This window comes from Mesorhizobium sp. WSM4813, assembly GCF_055811555.1.
In genome coordinates this window covers 166,964-183,459 of sequence record NZ_JBVVQU010000002.1, presented here as the reverse complement: position 1 = coordinate 183,459, position 16,496 = coordinate 166,964, and the positions used below count along the sequence as shown (strand labels likewise).

At 64.5% G+C, this 16,496-nt stretch carries 13 protein-coding genes and 1 tRNA gene; 7 read left to right on the top strand and 7 right to left on the bottom strand.

The window, feature by feature from the left end; translation table 11 throughout:
- Positions 1 to 140 precede the first annotated feature (140 nt).
- Positions 141 to 1,151, top strand: coding sequence for a ligase-associated DNA damage response exonuclease (locus AC0L25_RS01895; RefSeq protein ID WP_473593958.1), 1,011 nt, complete (start codon positions 141 to 143; stop codon positions 1,149 to 1,151).
- Between the two features lie 238 nt (positions 1,152 to 1,389).
- The gene (locus AC0L25_RS01890) at positions 1,390 to 2,991 is read left to right on the top strand and encodes a cisplatin damage response ATP-dependent DNA ligase (RefSeq protein WP_473593957.1); all 1,602 of its coding nucleotides are present in this window, start codon (positions 1,390 to 1,392) and stop codon (positions 2,989 to 2,991) included.
- 85 nt (positions 2,992 to 3,076) lie between these two features.
- On the opposite strand, the gene AC0L25_RS01885 is transcribed toward AC0L25_RS01890, so the two are convergent.
- A complete protein-coding gene (locus AC0L25_RS01885) occupies positions 3,077 to 4,309 on the bottom strand; it encodes a hypothetical protein (RefSeq protein ID WP_473593956.1) in 1,233 nt (410 codons plus the stop codon).
- A 341-nt stretch (positions 4,310 to 4,650) separates the two neighbouring features.
- Here AC0L25_RS01885 and AC0L25_RS01880 point away from each other — a divergent pair.
- A tRNA-Thr gene (locus AC0L25_RS01880) sits at positions 4,651 to 4,726 on the top strand.
- A 129-nt stretch (positions 4,727 to 4,855) separates the two neighbouring features.
- Here the strand turns inward: AC0L25_RS01880 and AC0L25_RS01875 are convergent.
- Complete coding sequence (locus tag AC0L25_RS01875) at positions 4,856 to 5,983, bottom strand: PQQ-dependent sugar dehydrogenase (protein ID WP_473593955.1); 1,128 nt, start codon at positions 5,981 to 5,983, stop codon at positions 4,856 to 4,858.
- Between the two features lie 305 nt (positions 5,984 to 6,288).
- Between AC0L25_RS01875 and AC0L25_RS01870 the strand changes: the two genes are divergently transcribed.
- The 3 genes from AC0L25_RS01870 (at position 6,289) to AC0L25_RS01860 (ending at position 7,773) form a co-directional block, all read left to right on the top strand.
- Positions 6,289 to 6,714, top strand: coding sequence for a globin family protein (locus tag AC0L25_RS01870; protein WP_473593954.1), 426 nt, complete (start codon positions 6,289 to 6,291; stop codon positions 6,712 to 6,714).
- Between the two features lie 71 nt (positions 6,715 to 6,785).
- On the top strand, positions 6,786 to 7,115 hold the full coding sequence (locus tag AC0L25_RS01865; protein WP_473593953.1) for a hypothetical protein: 330 nt from the start codon (positions 6,786 to 6,788) through the stop codon (positions 7,113 to 7,115).
- A gap of 124 nt (positions 7,116 to 7,239) precedes the next feature.
- Entirely contained in the window at positions 7,240 to 7,773 is a 534-nt protein-coding gene (locus AC0L25_RS01860) for a DUF2380 domain-containing protein (RefSeq protein WP_473593952.1), read from the top strand.
- Positions 7,774 to 7,824: 51 nt separating this feature from the next.
- Here the strand turns inward: AC0L25_RS01860 and AC0L25_RS01855 are convergent, their stop codons facing one another.
- From AC0L25_RS01855 to AC0L25_RS01835, 5 genes are all read right to left on the bottom strand, one after another.
- Positions 7,825 to 9,423, bottom strand: coding sequence for an indolepyruvate oxidoreductase subunit beta family protein (locus tag AC0L25_RS01855; protein WP_473593951.1), 1,599 nt, complete (start codon positions 9,421 to 9,423; stop codon positions 7,825 to 7,827).
- Positions 9,416 to 11,569 carry a thiamine pyrophosphate-dependent enzyme gene (locus AC0L25_RS01850; RefSeq protein WP_473593950.1) on the bottom strand — a complete coding sequence of 718 codons (2,154 nt, stop codon included), beginning with the start codon at positions 11,567 to 11,569 and terminating at the stop codon, positions 9,416 to 9,418. The genes AC0L25_RS01855 and AC0L25_RS01850 overlap by 8 nt, the downstream gene beginning before the upstream one ends.
- A gap of 44 nt (positions 11,570 to 11,613) precedes the next feature.
- Positions 11,614 to 12,093, bottom strand: a complete 480-nt coding sequence (locus AC0L25_RS01845; RefSeq protein ID WP_473593949.1) for a MarR family winged helix-turn-helix transcriptional regulator — start codon at positions 12,091 to 12,093, stop codon at positions 11,614 to 11,616.
- The gene (locus AC0L25_RS01840) at positions 12,093 to 13,664 is read right to left on the bottom strand and encodes a phytoene desaturase family protein (protein WP_473593948.1); all 1,572 of its coding nucleotides are present in this window, start codon (positions 13,662 to 13,664) and stop codon (positions 12,093 to 12,095) included. The genes AC0L25_RS01845 and AC0L25_RS01840 overlap by 1 nt, the downstream gene beginning before the upstream one ends.
- A gap of 313 nt (positions 13,665 to 13,977) precedes the next feature.
- Complete coding sequence (locus AC0L25_RS01835; protein ID WP_473593947.1) at positions 13,978 to 14,769, bottom strand: cyclase family protein; 792 nt, start codon at positions 14,767 to 14,769, stop codon at positions 13,978 to 13,980.
- A 119-nt stretch (positions 14,770 to 14,888) separates the two neighbouring features.
- Between AC0L25_RS01835 and AC0L25_RS01830 the strand changes: the two genes are divergently transcribed.
- Positions 14,889 to 16,463, top strand: a complete 1,575-nt coding sequence (locus tag AC0L25_RS01830) for a phytoene desaturase family protein (RefSeq protein WP_473593946.1) — start codon at positions 14,889 to 14,891, stop codon at positions 16,461 to 16,463.
- Positions 16,464 to 16,496: the final 33 nt, after the last annotated feature.

Below are 16,496 nucleotides of genomic sequence, written 5' to 3'. Positions count from 1 at the left end.
CGCAGGTGAACGAAAAGTGTCGCCGGACGAGACCTGATGCGGTTTTGTGATAAATATCCCGCCGGCAGTTGCCTGTATGCCGAGTCAGCAGTCACTTGCAACAGGCTTCCCGCGCCGGAATTAGCAACTATCTTGGAGCCATGCGCGCCAGCGACCTGCTTCACCCCCGGCCCGAGGGCCTCTATTGCCCACCCGGCGATTTCTTCATCGACCCGGTGCGGCCGGTCGACCGGGCGCTGATCACGCACGGCCATTCCGACCATGCCCGTTCCGGCCACCGCTCGGTGCTGGCCACACAACAGACGCTTGATATCATGGAGTTGCGCTACGGCGAGGGCTTTGCCGGGACGACGCAAGCGGCAGCACTTGGCGAGGCGATTGCGCTGAACGGCGTCACCGTAACCTTCCATCCGGCCGGTCATGTGCTTGGCTCGGTGCAGATCGAGGTCGTGCACCAGGGCTCATGCATCGTCGCTTCGGGCGATTACAAGCGCCAGCGGGACGCGACTTGCGAGCCGTTCGAACCCATCAAATGCGACGTGTTCATCACCGAGGCGACCTTCGGCCTGCCGGTGTTCCGTCATCCGTCCGATACCGAAGAGATCGCCCGCCTGCTGAAATCGACGGCGCAGTTTCCCGAACGCGCGCATCTGGTCGGCGCCTATGCGCTCGGCAAGGCGCAGCGCGTCATGCGGTTGCTGCGCGATGCCGGCTACGACAAGCCAATCTATATCCACGGCGCGCTGGCCAAGCTCAGCGGCTATTACCAGAGCCAGGGCATCGACCTCGGCACGCTGGAGCCGGCGACCGTCGAGAGCGGTGGCAGGGACGATTTCGCCGGGGCCATTGTCGTCGGCCCGCCCTCGGCCTTCGCCGACCGCTGGGCTCGGCGCTTTCCCGATCCGATCTCGTGCTTTGCGTCCGGCTGGATGCGCATCCGCCAACGTGCCAAGCAGGGCGGCGTCGAACTGCCGCTGATCATTTCCGACCACGCCGATTGGGACGAGCTGACCGCTACGATCAGGGAGACCGGCGCCGGGGAAATCTGGGTGACGCATGGCCGCGAGGAAGCCCTGGTGCGCTGGTGCGAGCTCGAAGGCATTGCCGCGCGGCCGCTGCATCTCGTCGGCTACGAGGACGAGGGCGATTGAGGATGGGACCAGCAACCGCCGGTGCAGCGCTCTACGGCGCCCCCCTCTGGCCTGCCGGCCATCTCCCCCACTTGGGGGGAGATCGGATGTCGCGCCGGCTTTCGCCAATCACTGACGTTGCAGGACGGGCGGCAAGAATGAAACTGCCAATCTCCCCCCTCGTGGGGGAGATGTCCGGCAGGACAGAGGGGGGCGCGAAGGATCACAAGCTTCCCCCATTGGCCGGGCTCATTTCACCATGAACCGCTTTGCCGAGCTCCTCGATCGCCTCGTTCTGACGCCGTCGCGCAACGGCAAGCTGACGCTGCTGAGCGATTATTTCCGCAGCGTCGAGGATCCGGATCGCGGCCTGGCGCTGGCTGCCATCACCGGCGACCTGACCATCGCGGCGGTCAAGCCTGCGATGCTGCGCATGCTGGTCATGGAACGCATGGACCCGGTGCTGTTCGGCTATTCCTACGACTATGTCGGCGACCTGGCCGAGACGGTGTCGCTGGTCTGGCCGCAATCGCCCGGGGATATCGCCAACCACGAGCCGACGCTCGCCGAGGTCGTCGCAAAGCTGCAGGCGGCGAGCCGTTCCGACGGGCCGAAGGTGCTGGCCAGACTGCTCGACAGCGCCAGCATCTCGGCGCGCTTCGCCATCATAAAGCTGGTCACCGGCGGTCTGCGCATCGGCGTCTCGGCGCGGCTGGCCAAGCAGGCGCTGGCCGATCTCGGCAAGGTCGACATCGCCGAGATCGAAGAGCTTTGGCATGGGCTGACGCCGCCCTATGCCGAGCTGTTCGCCTGGCTGGAAGGCAAGGCAGAAAAACCCAGAAGAACGGCGCTGGCGCTGTTCCGGCCGGTGATGCTGTCGAACCCGATCGGTGACGGCGATCTCGAAAAGCTCGACCCGGCCGACTACGCCGCCGAGTGGAAATGGGACGGTATCCGCGTCCAGGCCATATCGGAAGGCGGCATTCGCCGGCTCTATTCGCGCACCGGCGACGACGTCTCCGGGGCTTTTCCGGACCTCGCCGAGGCGATGGATTTTTCCGCCGCCCTCGACGGCGAGCTTCTGGTCGGCGATCCCCGGCAGGCGACCGGTACCTTCTCGGACCTGCAGCAACGGCTGAACCGCAAAAGCGTGACACCGAAGATACAGCAGCAATACCCGGCGTTCATGCGCTGCTACGACGTGCTTCAGATCGGCGACGAGGACTTGCGCGCGCGCTCTTTCCGCGAGCGGCGCGGCCGCCTCGAAGCCTTCGTGCAGACGCTCGATCCGAGCCGCTTCGACCTTTCGCCGCTGGTCGAATTCACCGACTGGCAGGCGCTGGAGGAATTGCGCCGCAAGCCGCTGCATCCGGTCATCGAAGGCGTGATGCTGAAGCGCTGGGATTCGCCCTATCTCACCGGCCGGCCGAAAGGCCCATGGTTCAAATGGAAGCGCGATCCGCACACTGTGGACGCCGTGCTGATGTATGCCCAGCGCGGCCACGGCAAGCGTTCGAGTTTTTATTCCGATTACACGTTCGGCGTCTGGTCCGGTCCGGAAGGATCGGAGGAACTGGTGCCGGTGGGGAAAGCCTATTTCGGCTTCACCGACGAGGAACTGAGGCAGATCGACAAATATGTCCGCGACAACACCATCGAGCGCTTTGGGCCGGTCCGCTCGGTACGGGCCGACCGCAGACAAGGTCTCGTGCTGGAGGTGGCGTTCGAAGGGCTCAACCGCTCGACACGGCACAAATCCGGCGTCGCCATGCGCTTTCCCCGGATTTCACGGCTGCGCTGGGACAAGCCGGCGGCCGAAGCCGACCGCATCGAGACGCTGCAGGCGCTGCTCGACAGTTAGACTTTTGTTTTGAGCATCGGATTTTCCCAAAAACCGGTTTCCACTCCCGGGTCAAGCCCGTGGGCATGCTTTTGGGTCCGATGCTCTACGGAATAATCGAGACGCGGATCTCGTAGATGTCGACCGACTTGCCCTGCTTGTCGAAGTCGGAATTGATGGCGATGGTGCCGGCAGCACCCGGACGTTTGTCGGGAAAGCGCACGTCGAACAGATATTCGTTGCGCTCGTGGCCGACCGCGTAGCGCTTGCGGCCGCAGTCGCCGAGTTCGCCGAAATTGCAGTCGACTGAAATCTGCGTCTCTTGGCCCTCCTCGGAGCGAGCGATGATGTCGAACGTGGCGTGCTTGCCGGCGAGTTTTTCCAGCACGCCTTGCCCGACGTCGAAGCTGATCGCCGAGCCGGAGGCGCCCGACCGGATGCGCAGGAAGGAACCGCTGTCGTCCTGCATGACTTCGGCCTTGGCATCCGAAGGCGCACTGACAAGCGTCGGGTCGCTCGGCGAAAACACATTGATCCAGTCGCGCTCCACATCGCCGGGAGCCAGCGGCGAGGCCGTGTCGCCTGGTGGCGTGAAATCATCGTCTTCCACCATCGGTGGCGTTTGCGGCGGGGCCGTGTCGAGTTCGTCCGCTGACTTGAAGACGCCGGTCTGCGCAGCGAAATAGAGGCCGATACCGACAGCTGCGAGCAGCGTCACGCCGAGGAAGATCGCGGTGAGAGGCAGGCGGGGGCCTCTCACCCGCCTGTCGTCGCGGTCGGGCATCACCTCTGCGTCGCCGTCTCCGGTTGATGGGGGGGACGACATGTCGATCTCCGGCACACCGGGAAAAACTGCGTCGGGCATGATATCGGGAACGACCGGCAAGACGCGCGAGCGCGGCGCGTCGGAAGCGGGGGGCACGTCGGAAGCGGGGGGCGCGTCGGAAGCAGGAGCCTTCGCCGGACCGTCGACAACGACGTCAGGCGGGGACGCGGATTCAGCATCTGCGGCGGCGTCCGGTTCGGCTTCGGCCTCGAGTTCGGCATCGGCTTCGGCTTCGGGTTCGCTATCAGCCGGCTGCTTCACCGCCGGTGCGTCGTCATCGATCGGCCGGCCGACGCCGGAAACCGCCGGCAGGAACTCGGATTCGATTTCGGTTATCTTGGCCTGCACCGCCTTGCGGCGCTTGATGGCGACTTCCACCGTCACGCCCGGGTTGGCCTCCAGGGCACGGTCAAGTGCGGCGAAGGCCGATCGGTAGACCCGCTCGCGAAACGCGCGGTCTTCGGCATTGCCTTTCTCGAAGGCATTCCGGATCGCTTTTTCGATCGCGTCCAAGCGGGACCCCTCTGCACGTACGGTCACATAGTCATGATCGTTAGCCGCAGGCGATCAATCAATCAACGGGCCAGCGGCCGCATTCTGCCTTCGTGACACATCCAAAGCTCATTTCGGCGGTTTTCGATAAAGGAATCAACATTTTTCGCCGACTTTGCGATGCCGCGCCAACGCGACCTCGCGCAACCTGCCGGTGCGGCATCGCGCAGCCGCATGGCGGGATCCGTGCTGTGGCCGCTTATAGGCCGGGCATGAGCCCGCACGAAATGCCAAGTCCCATCTTGAATTTGTGGCGGGTTGCGTCTATCACCCAACGCATCTTGGGAGCCTTGGTTTCCTGGGCCGCTTTAGCTCAGTTGGTAGAGCACATCATTCGTAATGATGGGGTCAGGTGTTCGAGTCACCTAAGCGGCACCAATATTTCTCAAGGCTTTGCGGGTTTCGAGGGTAGAGCGAAAAAACGCCTGGTAGCACGCTGGGTCTAGAGCGGTGACCGGAAAACGCGGCTGTCACTTTGAGCCAGGGGCGTGGCGCCGCCGCGCGGCATCACTGCGACGCTGCCGGCGACAGTCGCAATATCCTTCCCGCCGGCTCGTCGGTCAGCGCCATTACGGCGCCGTCGGGAGCCTGCACCACGTCTCGGATACGCCTGCCGAGAGCGAGGACTTCCTCGCCGGCGACCTGCTTTCCGTCGATCCTGACACGAACGATGCCTTCCGCCGATAGGCCGCCGATCAGGAGGTCGCCACGCCAATCGGCAAACATGTCGCCGGTGTAGAAGGTCATGCCGGAAGGCGAGATGACCGGCGTCCAGCTATGGATGGAGTCGGCAAACTCCGGACGAGTCGACGGATCTGGAATGCGTTCGCCCGAATAATGCCGGCCCCAGCTGACCGCGGGCCAGCCGTGATTCCTGCCTGCTTCCGGAATGTTCAGCTCATCGCCGCCGCGCGGTCCCATTTCCGCCGTCCAGAGCACGCGGGTTTCGGGATGGATCGCTGCGCTTTGCACATTGCGATGGCCGTAGGACCATATCTCGTCGGCGCCGTCCTTACCGACGAAAGGGTTGTCGTCAGGCACAGAACCATCGGGATTGATGCGGACGACCGTGCCGAGATGATTGTTCGCGTCCTGCGCCTGTTGCGCCTTGCCGCGATCGCCGAGCGTTACGAAGAGCTTGCCGTCCGGCGCGAATACCAGGCGGGAGCCGTAGTGGTGCCGGCTGGACACGGCTGGTTCCTGCCGGAAGATCACTTCGAAGTTCGAAAGCGCGCTGCCGTTCTTATCCAGACGTCCACGGCCGACGGAGGTGGCCGCGCCGCCGCCGCGTTCCTCCGAGTAGGAGAGATAAACCGTCCGGTTGTTGGCAAAGTCCGGATCGAGCGCCACATCCAGCAGGCCGCCTTGTCCGCTGGCGAGGACGTCCGGCACACCGTCGATCGGATCGGAAACGGCCCCCTCGGTCGAGACGAGCCGCAGGCGCCCCGGACGCTCGGTGACCAGCAACGCGCCGTCGGGCAGGTAGGTCGCGCCCCAGGGATGCTCGAGCCCTTCGGCAAAGGTCTCGACCGCGATGCGGCCGGTTTCGCTCTCGATGCTGCTGTCCTGCGCGAGCGTGGTCGAGGGCGCACCGAAGGCGAGAAGGAAAGACGAAGCAATGAATATCCGCAGCATGATTTCTCCATCCGAACCGGGGTATAGGGGAGGAGCCGTCGGCTCCCCGATATAATGACCGACTGCCGATGCGGTTCCAAGCCGGCGCGCGCGCCTAGATTTTCAACGATGACCATGTCCGGTGCCGACGGATGAGCCCGGCGCATGGGGCACCCTCAGCACGCCTCTACAGAAAAAGAAGCCAAATGAGCGCAAACTGAAAACCAATTGAGACACAACTGAAACACGCCTACGCGCAGGCGACATGCACGCGAAACGCTTTGGGGCGATGGTCACCCCAAGCCAGGAACGCAGGAGCGTCGCCGATGACACCCGACCAGATCAGACTTGTCCAGAACAGTTTTCGCCAGGTCGTCCCGATCCGCGTGGCCGCCGCCGCGCTGTTCTATGAACGCCTGTTCGCGATCGACACGGATCTTCGCGCGCTGTTTCCGGTGACGGACATGACCAAGCAAGGCGCCAAGCTGATGGCGAGCCTGGGCTTTGTTGTGCACGGATTGGACCGTGCCGACACCATCCTCCCGACGGTGCGCGTGCTCGCCAAGCGTCACGTGACCTACGGCGTCGAGGAGCGTCATTACCCGATCGTCGGGCAAGCGCTCATCGAGACGCTCGCGGCCGGCCTCGGCACGGCTTTTACGCCGCCGGTCCGCGAAGCTTGGGAGGCGGCCTACGGGTTGCTCGCGAGTGTGATGATCGTGGCTGCCCGCGAGGACCAGCTCGCAGCGTGACCTGATGGGATGCAGCCGAAGGCAAGCATCCACCCGAACAACAATTCTAATAATTCCAAATGGAGAGAAACATGATGTTCAGACACACAGTTCTTGCGGCGCTTTGCGTTGCGGCAAGTTCCGCTTCTGCCGGCGAACTCACGGCCCGTCAGGGAGGGAGCGTCGATCTCGGCAACTTCCACGGCGTCGTCTACTACACGGAGGCGGATGACGGCTACCGGGTGGTCACCACGATGGCGGCGGGCGAAGAAAACCTGCCAGTACGCTTCGTCGCGACCCTCACCGAGGGCCAGGCGTTCGTGATCTCGGTCCCGGGCGAGTCGGCAGGGGCCGGCCAGGCACTCGAAATCTCGCGCGCCCAAGGCAAGCTCGTTGTCGCCAAGGTGGAGTCCACCCAATAACGGGTGGAAAGTTGACGTTGCGACGCAACCGGGTAGTCTTGCGCTTGCTTTCCGCGCCCAACAACGCGAAGAGATAATCGGCACCGTCATTGGGATGGCTATCGTCCCAACCTCGGAGAACGAGATGCTCAAGGTGCAACGTGCAGTCATTCGATTTCGGCTTTTTGAGTGCGGACGATTTTTCCTTGTTCTGATAGGTGCTGGTGTACTTGCGTCGGCCGCTTTTGCCGATGTCGTCGAGCCCACGACCCTCGCCGTCGCGGATTTCGAGTTCAGGGATACTTCAGGCGAAGTCAGGGACCAGACCGCCGAACACGAAGCGCGACTGAAGGCGTTTGGCGTTGCATTGCGGGATGATCTTTCGGAGAAGATCGACCTCGTCGCATTACCCTGTCAGGCAGAACGGTGCACCATTAGGGATCCCGGCCTTGTCGATCTCTCGAAGCGGGCAAGAACAGCCAGCGCGAAATATCTCCTGATCGGCCAGATGCACAAGATGAGCACACTGGTTGGCTGGGTGAAGTTTGCAGTGCTGGATTTGAACGACAACAAACCTGTCTGCGATCGATACCTGACCTACCGGGGAGATACCGACGAAGCCTGGCGACGCGCAGCAGAGTTCACGGCGCGCGACATCGAGAAGTACTGCATTCCGTAGCTATCCACAGGACGCCCGGCGAGCCACGCAAGCGTCACGTGGATCTGCGGATCAGCTGGACGAAACGGCACCCCCGCCCAGCGACGCTACCGTCTTCAGCGCGCCGTCGAGCATGTCGCCCTTTTCGTCCTTAAACGCGGCTTCACGCAGGCGCCTGATCCAGTCGGCGGCGTCCGCGCGGCCCTTGAGCAGGTCGAGCGCCGACAGCACCCGATCGAATTTCGACTGGGCGCGGACGTGGGTGTCGCTGTAGCCCTTGATCAGCCGGCGGCAGTTGAGGATCTCGACGGCGAGCCCGTAGTCTTCCCTGACATGGCCGAGCGCCAGCGCGTACCAGCGCTCGAGATGCGCGGCCTCGACCTGGTGGCGCAGCAAGCGGCGGCGCCAGCGGCGCAGGCCGCCGATGAACCACAGCGCTGCAAAGCCGGCAAAGCTGTCGGTGCGGATGCGGCGGCCGCGATTGATGCGGCGGTCGAGGAAGGCGGCAAGCTTCGGCCGCGCCTCGATGTAGCCGCCCAGCCCCGCCGGCAGCGTGCCGCAGAATTCCTCGATGCGCGGATGGAAATATTCGGTCACCTGGAGGATCGAGCCGTCCTTGACGCTGACCTCGCGGCGCACCCGCTTGTCGCGCGTCGAGCGCGTCTTCAGGTCGGCGACGCGGATCATGTCGTCGTAGCACATGGCGTTGGCCAGATGCTTTGCCGCAGTGATCGACAGCGCGTAGTCGTGTCCGGCATCGTCCAGGACGACCGCCCGGTCTAGCCGGCCGAGATACTCGCCGCCATAGGAGATGTCCTGGTAGTCGACGACCTTTTTCAGACCGCGAAGCGCCATGTCGCGCACTGGGGCCGGTAGCGCATCGACGCGCGCTGCAAGGTCCTGCCAGCCCTGCAACAGGCCTTCCGGGCCGCTCACCTTTGCCGCCGCACCCGAGCCGGTTTCGGCAGCTTTCGGCTCCGCAGGTTTTTCGGCTGGGGATGGCGCACTCGCGATGCCGCGGGCGCGATCATAGGAAGCGCCGAAGGCGGCGAGACTGGCCTTCACACCGCGGCCGCCGGCACTGATCGCCTGCTCGTAGCTCTCGCGGGTGAACGGCAAGGCATCGGACCCCGCCAGCGCGCCGAGCAGGCTGGCCGAGATCATCGAGCCGTTATCGGCGGCGATCTTCTCCATGTCGAAGGCGATGAAGCGCTTGGCCGCGGCTTCGGCCGTGGCATGCACCTTTGAGGACGAGGCGCGGCCATCGCCAGGCTCGATCTTTTCCGAGACGGCGGCGATGCGGTGCGACGAGGCGATCAGCGTCGTGCGCTCGGGCGTGACGAAGCCGCGGATGATGGCGCGGCCGGCTTCCATCAGTTCGGCGGCGATCAGTATGTCGACGTCGCCCTGGGAGGGCGACAGCGCGAAGACCGGCAAGCGGCCGGTGTCGCGGCACATCTCGACGTAGTAGATGGTCGCGCCAGTGCGCTGGGCGACGCCGGCGACCGAGGTCGATTGCGCGACATAGCCATTGCGTTCGGCGACGTCGGTGATCCAGTCGGCGAGCACGCCGCCGCCCTGGCCGCCGACCGCCAGCACGGCAAGCTTGATGACACGCTCGTCTTCGGGAGCGTCGGCGTTCGAGCGCGATGAGGGGACGGCGTCAAGCATCGGCGAATGTCAGGCGCCGGCTTTCACGGCGCCGCTGCAGGAGGCCGATCGTGGCGCGACGCGCGGCTTCCAAGAGACGGTCCCAGCGGCTGGGATTATGCACCACGTCGGCGCGGTAGAAGGACGGGCACAGCACCGCCGCATCGGCGACCTCGCCGCAATTGCCGCAGCCGACACAGCTCTGGTCGATATGCGCCACCGGATCGTCGCGCAGCGGATCGTCCAGCGACTTCACCGACAGCGACGGGCAGCCGGACAGCCGCATGCAGGCGTGGTCGCCGGTGCAGATGTCCTCGTCGACGCCGAATTTAGGCTTGACGACGCGCTCACCGCCCCTGATCGCCCTGTCGACCAATGGCTTTTCGCGGCGCTGCCGGTTGAGCATGCATTCGGACGAGGCGACGATGACTTTCGGGCCCTTCTCGTCCGTCGTGAGCGCCTCGCGCAACGTGTCCTGCATCTTGGTGACGTCGTAGGTGCGATCGATGTGGCGCAGCCATTTGACGCCCATGCCCTTCACCGCCTCGGTGATCGGGTGCTTTGTCGATTTCGTCTTGTTGCCGGCGCGGGATGAAAGAATATCCTGCCCCCCCGTCGCCGCCGAATAGAAATTGTCGACGATGACAATGACGCCGTCGTTCTTGTTGAACACGGCATTGCCGATCGACGAGGTCAGGCCGTTGTGCCAGAAGCCACCGTCGCCGACGAAGGAGATCGACCGGCGCTTGGCATCGGGCGAATTGAATGCCGAGGCCGAGGCCGGCCCCAGCCCGTAGCCCATGGTGGTGGCGCCAAGTTCGAAAGGCGGCATGATCGAAAACAGATGACAGCCGATGTCGGAGGCGATGTGATGCTTGCCCAACTCCTGCTCGACCAGCTTGGTGGCGGCGAAAATCGGCCGTTCCGGACAGCCGACGCAGAAGCCAGGCGGGCGGCCCGGGACGACATTGATCAGGTCGGCGGTGTCGAGCCCGTCGCCGATCTTGTTCGGCGCGCGGACCTCGCTTGGCAGCAGATGCGGGATGGTGGCGCGAAGGAACGAGCCGATGCCGTCGAGCATCACCTGGCCGGTATATTCGCCGGCCATCGGCAGATGTTCCTTGCCGACGAGTTTCGTGCCGCGCCCGGCCTTGTGCAGCATCGCGGCAAAGGCCTGCTCGATATAATTGGGCTGGCCTTCCTCGACGACGAGGACGGCGTCCTTGCCCTCGCAGAAGGCCAGGAACTCGTCATCGACCAGCGGATAGACGGCGTTGAGCACATAGAGCGGCACGTCGGTGTCGCCATAGGTGTCGGCGAGGCCGAGGCGCTGAAGCGCGCGGATGACCGAATTGTACATGCCGCCCTGCATGACGATGCCGACCGAGCCGTGTTCCGGACCGAAGAACTCGTTGATCTTGTTTTTGCGGATGAAATCGATCGCCGCCGGCCAGCGTTTCTGCACCTTTTCCTTCTCATGCAGGAAGGAGGCGGGCGGCAAAACGATGCGGCCGGTGTCGCGGCGCGGCGCGTCGAGCGCATCGGCCACCGTCATCGCCGGCCGCTTGTTGTCCTTGGCGACGAAACGGCCATGGACGTGGCAGCAGCGGATGCGCACCTGCAGCATGACCGGCGTGTTGGAAGCCTCGGACAGTTCGAAGCCGTCCTCCACCGCCTTGACGATCGACGGCAGGTTCGGCCGCGGGTCGAGCAGCCAGACCTGGCTCTTCATGGCGAAGGCGTGGCTGCGCTCCTGCATGATCGAGGAGCCTTCGCCATAATCCTCGCCGACGATGATCAGCGCGCCGCCGGTAACGCCGCCCGAGGCGAGATTGGCGAGCGCGTCCGACGCGACATTGGTGCCGACGGTCGACTTGAAGATGGCAGCACCGCGGATCGGATAATGCACCGATGCCGCCAGCATGGCGGTGGCGGTCGCTTCCGAGGCGCTTGCCTCGAAATGCACACCGAGCTCGCCCAGAATATCCTGCGCGTCTGCCAGCACGTCCATCAGATGGCTGATCGGCGCGCCCTGATAGCCGCCGACATAGCCGACGCCGCATTGCAGCAGCGCCTTGGTGATGGCGAGGATGCCCTCGCCGGGAAATTCCTCGCCGGCGCCGAGCCTGAGCTTTTCGACTTCCTTGGCAAAAGACCGTTCGGCCATTTTGGGCTCCTTCCGTTACCGCCGGCGTCCGGCAGCGCGCAAGATCAAATGTCGTGCTTGCGAATGTTCTTCAGCATCTTCTGCAGCGTCGCGATCAGCGCCGCATATTCGGCATCGTCGATGTCGTCGAACATCGCCTCGAACGCATCATGCATGGCCGGCCACGCGCGCGCGAACTCGGCGCGGCCGTCGTCGGTCAGGAACACGTGGCGGATGCGGCTGTCGGTGACTCCCTGCTCCCGCCGCACAAACCCTTGCCCCTCCAGCGTGTCGAGCGTCCGGCTCAGCGTGGATTGTTCGATGACCGTATAGACCGAGAGATCGTTGACGGTGACGCCGTCGGCGACCGACAGCACGGCGAGTGTGCGCACCTGCGGAATGGTCAGGCCCTGCTTGCGAAAATCGTCGCGCAAGGTGGCGTTGTAGCGGCCCATGATGCGGTTCATCAGATAGGGCGCGAACTGCTGCAGTCCGATCTGGCCCAGTGTCGAGATGCGCTGGCGCTTTTCAACCTTCTGTTCCATCACAGCCTCCCCGCCAGCAGGAAGCCGGAACCACCGCCAAGCCCGGCGCCGGGATGGGTCGAGGCGCCGATATGGTAGAGGCCCTTGATCCCGGTGTCGTGATTGCGGCTCGTCTTGAACGGCCGCCACAGGAACGACTGATCGATGGTCAAGGACCCGCCATAGGGATCGCCGCCGACCAGATTGACGTTCATCGCTTCCAGATCGGCCGGCGAATAGGCGCGGCGTGCGATGACGCTGTCCTTGAACCCGTCGATATGGCTGGCGAGGATCGCTTCGGCACGGTCCGCGTAGGCCTCGCGCAGCGCGTCGGTCCAGCGGCCGTCGGCCGGTGTCTGCAGTTTGCCGGCGGCATCGCCCTTGATATGGCGTGGGGCCTCGGGCAGCTGCAGCCACAGGATCGCCTTGCCGTCCGGACAGCGCGAAGGATCGAGCGCATGCGGCTGGCCGACGCAGATGGTCGGCACCTCCGGCAGCATGCCGCGCGTCGCCTCGTTGCAGGCTTTCGACACGCCATCGAGCCCGGGCGTCAGGTGCAGCAGCGCGACCTTGTCCAGGCCCTCCCCGCGCCATGCGGGCGGCTTGTCCAAGGCGTAGTGGATCTGGAAATTGCCCTTGCCGTAGCGGTATTTTTGCGCGGCCTCGAGGTCGGCTTTCGGAGCCGCGTCGCCGAGCAGCCGCCCGTAGAGCTGCGTCGGCGTGACCGAGCAGATCACGCTCTTCTTCGCGGTGATCGTTTCGCCCGAAGCCAGCCGCACGCCGGTGGCTCGGCCTCCGCTCTGGATGATCGAGGCAACGTCCCCTTCAGTCCGGATCACGCCGCCGCGCTCCTTGATCAGCGCTTCGAACGCGGACAGCAGATTCCTGGCGCCACCCTTTACGATCGGCGCGCCGGCAGCTTCCAGCGCGAAGGCGATAACCCTGGCGATCTGGCCGGAAAATGCGTCTTCGGGCCCGAGACCGGCATGCAGCACCCAGGGCGCCCACAGCGCGCGGGTGGTTTCGGATTGATAGGTGCTTTCGAGCCAGCCGCGCGCCGGCACCAGCGCTTCGCCAAGAAAGGTGGCAAGCCCACGCGGCCCGCGCCGCCAGGCCTCGCCCGCCAGCAGCTTTGCCGTTGGGTAGGACCACAGGCTGCCGCCGAGCAGGCCGAACAGCAGGCCGGCATTGCGCTCGATCTCACCGACATCGCTGCCGTGCCGGTCGCCGTCGCCTGCGGCAAGTGTGTTGGCCGCCGTGACATTGGCGGGGCGGTCGGTGCGCAGGATGGCATGGCTGCCGTCTGGCCGCAGCACGCCGGTCGGCGTGCCGGTGTTGCAGAATTCCAACCCGTGCCGCGCCAGGTTCTTGCCCAGCGCCGCATAGGCCGGCGAGGTGATGAACAGGACGAAGGTCGTCGCCATCACGTCATGGATGAAGCCAGGCGCGGTGATCTCCTCGGTGCGCATGCAGCCGCCGATGCGGTCGTTGCGCTCGAGCACCAGCACCTTGGCCCCCTTGCCGCCAAGCATCGCCGCGCAGACCAGCGCGTTGATGCCGCTGCCGACGATGATGTGATCGGGGGCTGTCATCGGCGGTTGGGCTCCGCTGAAAGGAGATGGGGTTCAAGTGCGCAAGGTAGCGATCCTTCGCGCCCCCCTCTGTCCTGCCGGACATCTCCCCCACGAGGGGGGAGATCGGCCGTCACGCCGGCTTTCGCCAATCTCCAACGTCGCAAGAATGAGCGGAGCGCCGAAACCGCCAATCTCCCCCCAAGTGGGGGAGATGTCCGGCAGGACAGAGGGGGGCGCCGTAGAGCGCTAGCGCCACAAGACGGCCGCCTCGACCTCGTCATCACTCCATTGCCTACAATCATGATCTTCTCCCGAAGACCGCCACCTCGTCCTATTGTCTTGGCACCAACGCCAGGGCACGGATCGGGCTGCCGGTGCCGTGCTCGATCTTGAGCGGTGCGGCGATCAGGATCGCGCCTTTCGGCGGCAGCCGGTCGAGATTGCACAGGCTGGCGAGCCCATAGCGGTTGGCCTTGTGCATCAGGCTGTGCGCCGGGAATGGCGGCTCCATTCCCCCTGCTTTGCCAGCATCCGTGCCGATCGTCTCGCTGCCCCAGCCCTTGATGTCCTTGCTGATCAGGTACTGGATGGCCTCGGCCGTCGGTCCGGGCGTGTGCGGTCCAGTCTCGTCGGCGTTGAGGAATTCGGCTTCCGAGCCGTTGCGCTTATACCAGTCGGTGCGCATCACCACCCATTCGCCGGCGTTGATCGTGCCGTGCTCGGCTTCCCACGCTTTGATGTGGTCGACGGTGAGCAGGAAGTCGTGATCGGCGGCGGCTTCGCTGGAGCAGTCGATGACATTGACCGGGCCGACGAAGTTCTGCGCCGGAATGGTGTCGGTGGCGCCGTCCGGATAATCCTTGCCGGTAATCCAGTGCTGCGGCGCGTCGAAGTGCGTGCCCGAGTGTTCGCCGAGCTTTAGCCAGTTCCAGGCCCACCACGGACCGTTCTTGTCATAGTGGGAGATGGCGTGGATCTCGACCTTCGGCGTGTCGACGGCGAGTTCCGGCGGCAGCTTGATCAGCGGCGTGTTGGGCCCGAGCGGCGCCGTCAGGTCGACCACCTGGATGGCGCCTGAAAGAAGTTGGCCGGCGACCTCGCCGAGGAGTTGTTGCGTGTCCATGGTCTCTGTTCCCTCTTTCTCGATGATGAAAGGCTCTTCGCGGCCCTGAATATCCTACTAGACGAAAACATATGCATCTGCAATTATCTTTAAGCATAAAGGAATGGGTTGGGTGGGGTGTGAGCGAGTTTGACGCCATTTTCGTCGGGGCAGGCCACAACAGTCTGGCATGCGCCGCGCATCTGGCGTTGAAGGGTTGGAAAACCGCGATTTTCGAACGCAGCGCAACAATCGGCGGCGCCGTCCAGACCCGCGAATTCACGCTGCCCGGCTTTCGGCACGATTTCGGCGCGATGAATCTGAGCCTGTTCGCCGGCTCGGCCTTTCACAAAAAATATGCAAATGAATTGAAAGTCCACGGGCTGGAGTTTGCGCCGGTCGCCGATTGCTTTGCCAGCGCCTTTCCCGACGGACGGTGGTTCGGCGTCAGCAACGATCTGGAAAAGACCGCTGCACGGATGGCCGCCTTCTCGCAAGCCGATGCCGCAACATGGCGCCGGCTGGTTGCCGCGTTCCCGGCCGAGGCCGAGCATCTGTTCCGGCTGCTGGGAGCGCCGATGAGCGGCCGGGCGCTGGTCGGCACAGCATGGAACCTGTGGCGCAAGAAGGGCCTTGCCGGTGCGCTCGACACCGGCCGGCTGCTGCTTTCCTCACCCCGCGCGTGGCTCGATGAGAATTTCGAGTCGCCGCATGTCAGGGCGACGCTCGCCACCTGGGGCATGCATCTCGATTTCGCCCCCGATATCGCCGGCGGCGCGGTGTTCCCCTATTTGGAATCGATGGCCAACCAGTGCTTCGGCATGGTGCTCGGCAAGGGCGGCGCTGACACGATCATCCGCGCCCTGTCGGGCATGATCACCGCTGCCGGCGGCCAGATTATCACCGGGGCTGAGGTGGCCGAGATCACGGTTTCCGGCGGCAAGGCGACCGGCGTGCGGCTTGCCTCCGACGAGACCCATACCGCCACCAAGGCTGTCATCGCCGGCGTTGCACCCGGAGCGCTGACTGGAAAGCTTTTGCCTGATGGTTCCGGTGACGCCAGTTTCGACACGGCGATGAAAAGGTTCCGCCATGCGCCGGGCACGATGATGATCCATCTGGCGCTTGACGATCTGCCGGATTGGCGCGCCGGCGCCGAGCTTCGGCAATTCGCCTATATGCATCTGTCGCCGTCGCTCGACGCGATGTCGCGCACCTATCAGCAGGCGATGGCGGGCATGCTGCCGGACGAGCCGGTGCTGGTCGTCGGCCAGCCGACCGCGGTCGATCGGGCGCGGGCGCCGGAAGGCAAGCACGTTCTGTGGGTGCAGGTGCGCGTGCTGCCGGCCGAAATCCTTAGCGATGCGGCCGGCAAGATCGCTCCAGGTCATTGGGATCAGGTCAAGGAGCGCTATGCCGAGCGCGTTCTCGACATCATCGAGACTTATGCGCCTGGCCTTCGCCGGAAGATCCTCGGCCGCGCCGTGCTCTCGCCGCTCGACCTCGAACGCGAGAACCCCAACCTCGTCGGCGGCGACCAGATCTGCGGCAGCCATCATCTGACGCAGAACTTCCTGTTTCGCCCGGCGCGCGGTTATGCCGGCTGGAACACGCCGGTCACGAATTTGCATCTCACAGGTGCTGCAACATGGCCGGGCGCCGGCACCGGTGCTGCCTCGGGCTATATGCTCGCCCAACAGCTTGGCGGGAGGTAGAGTTCAAAAACATTTCCGGTGAAGGAGAGGCAA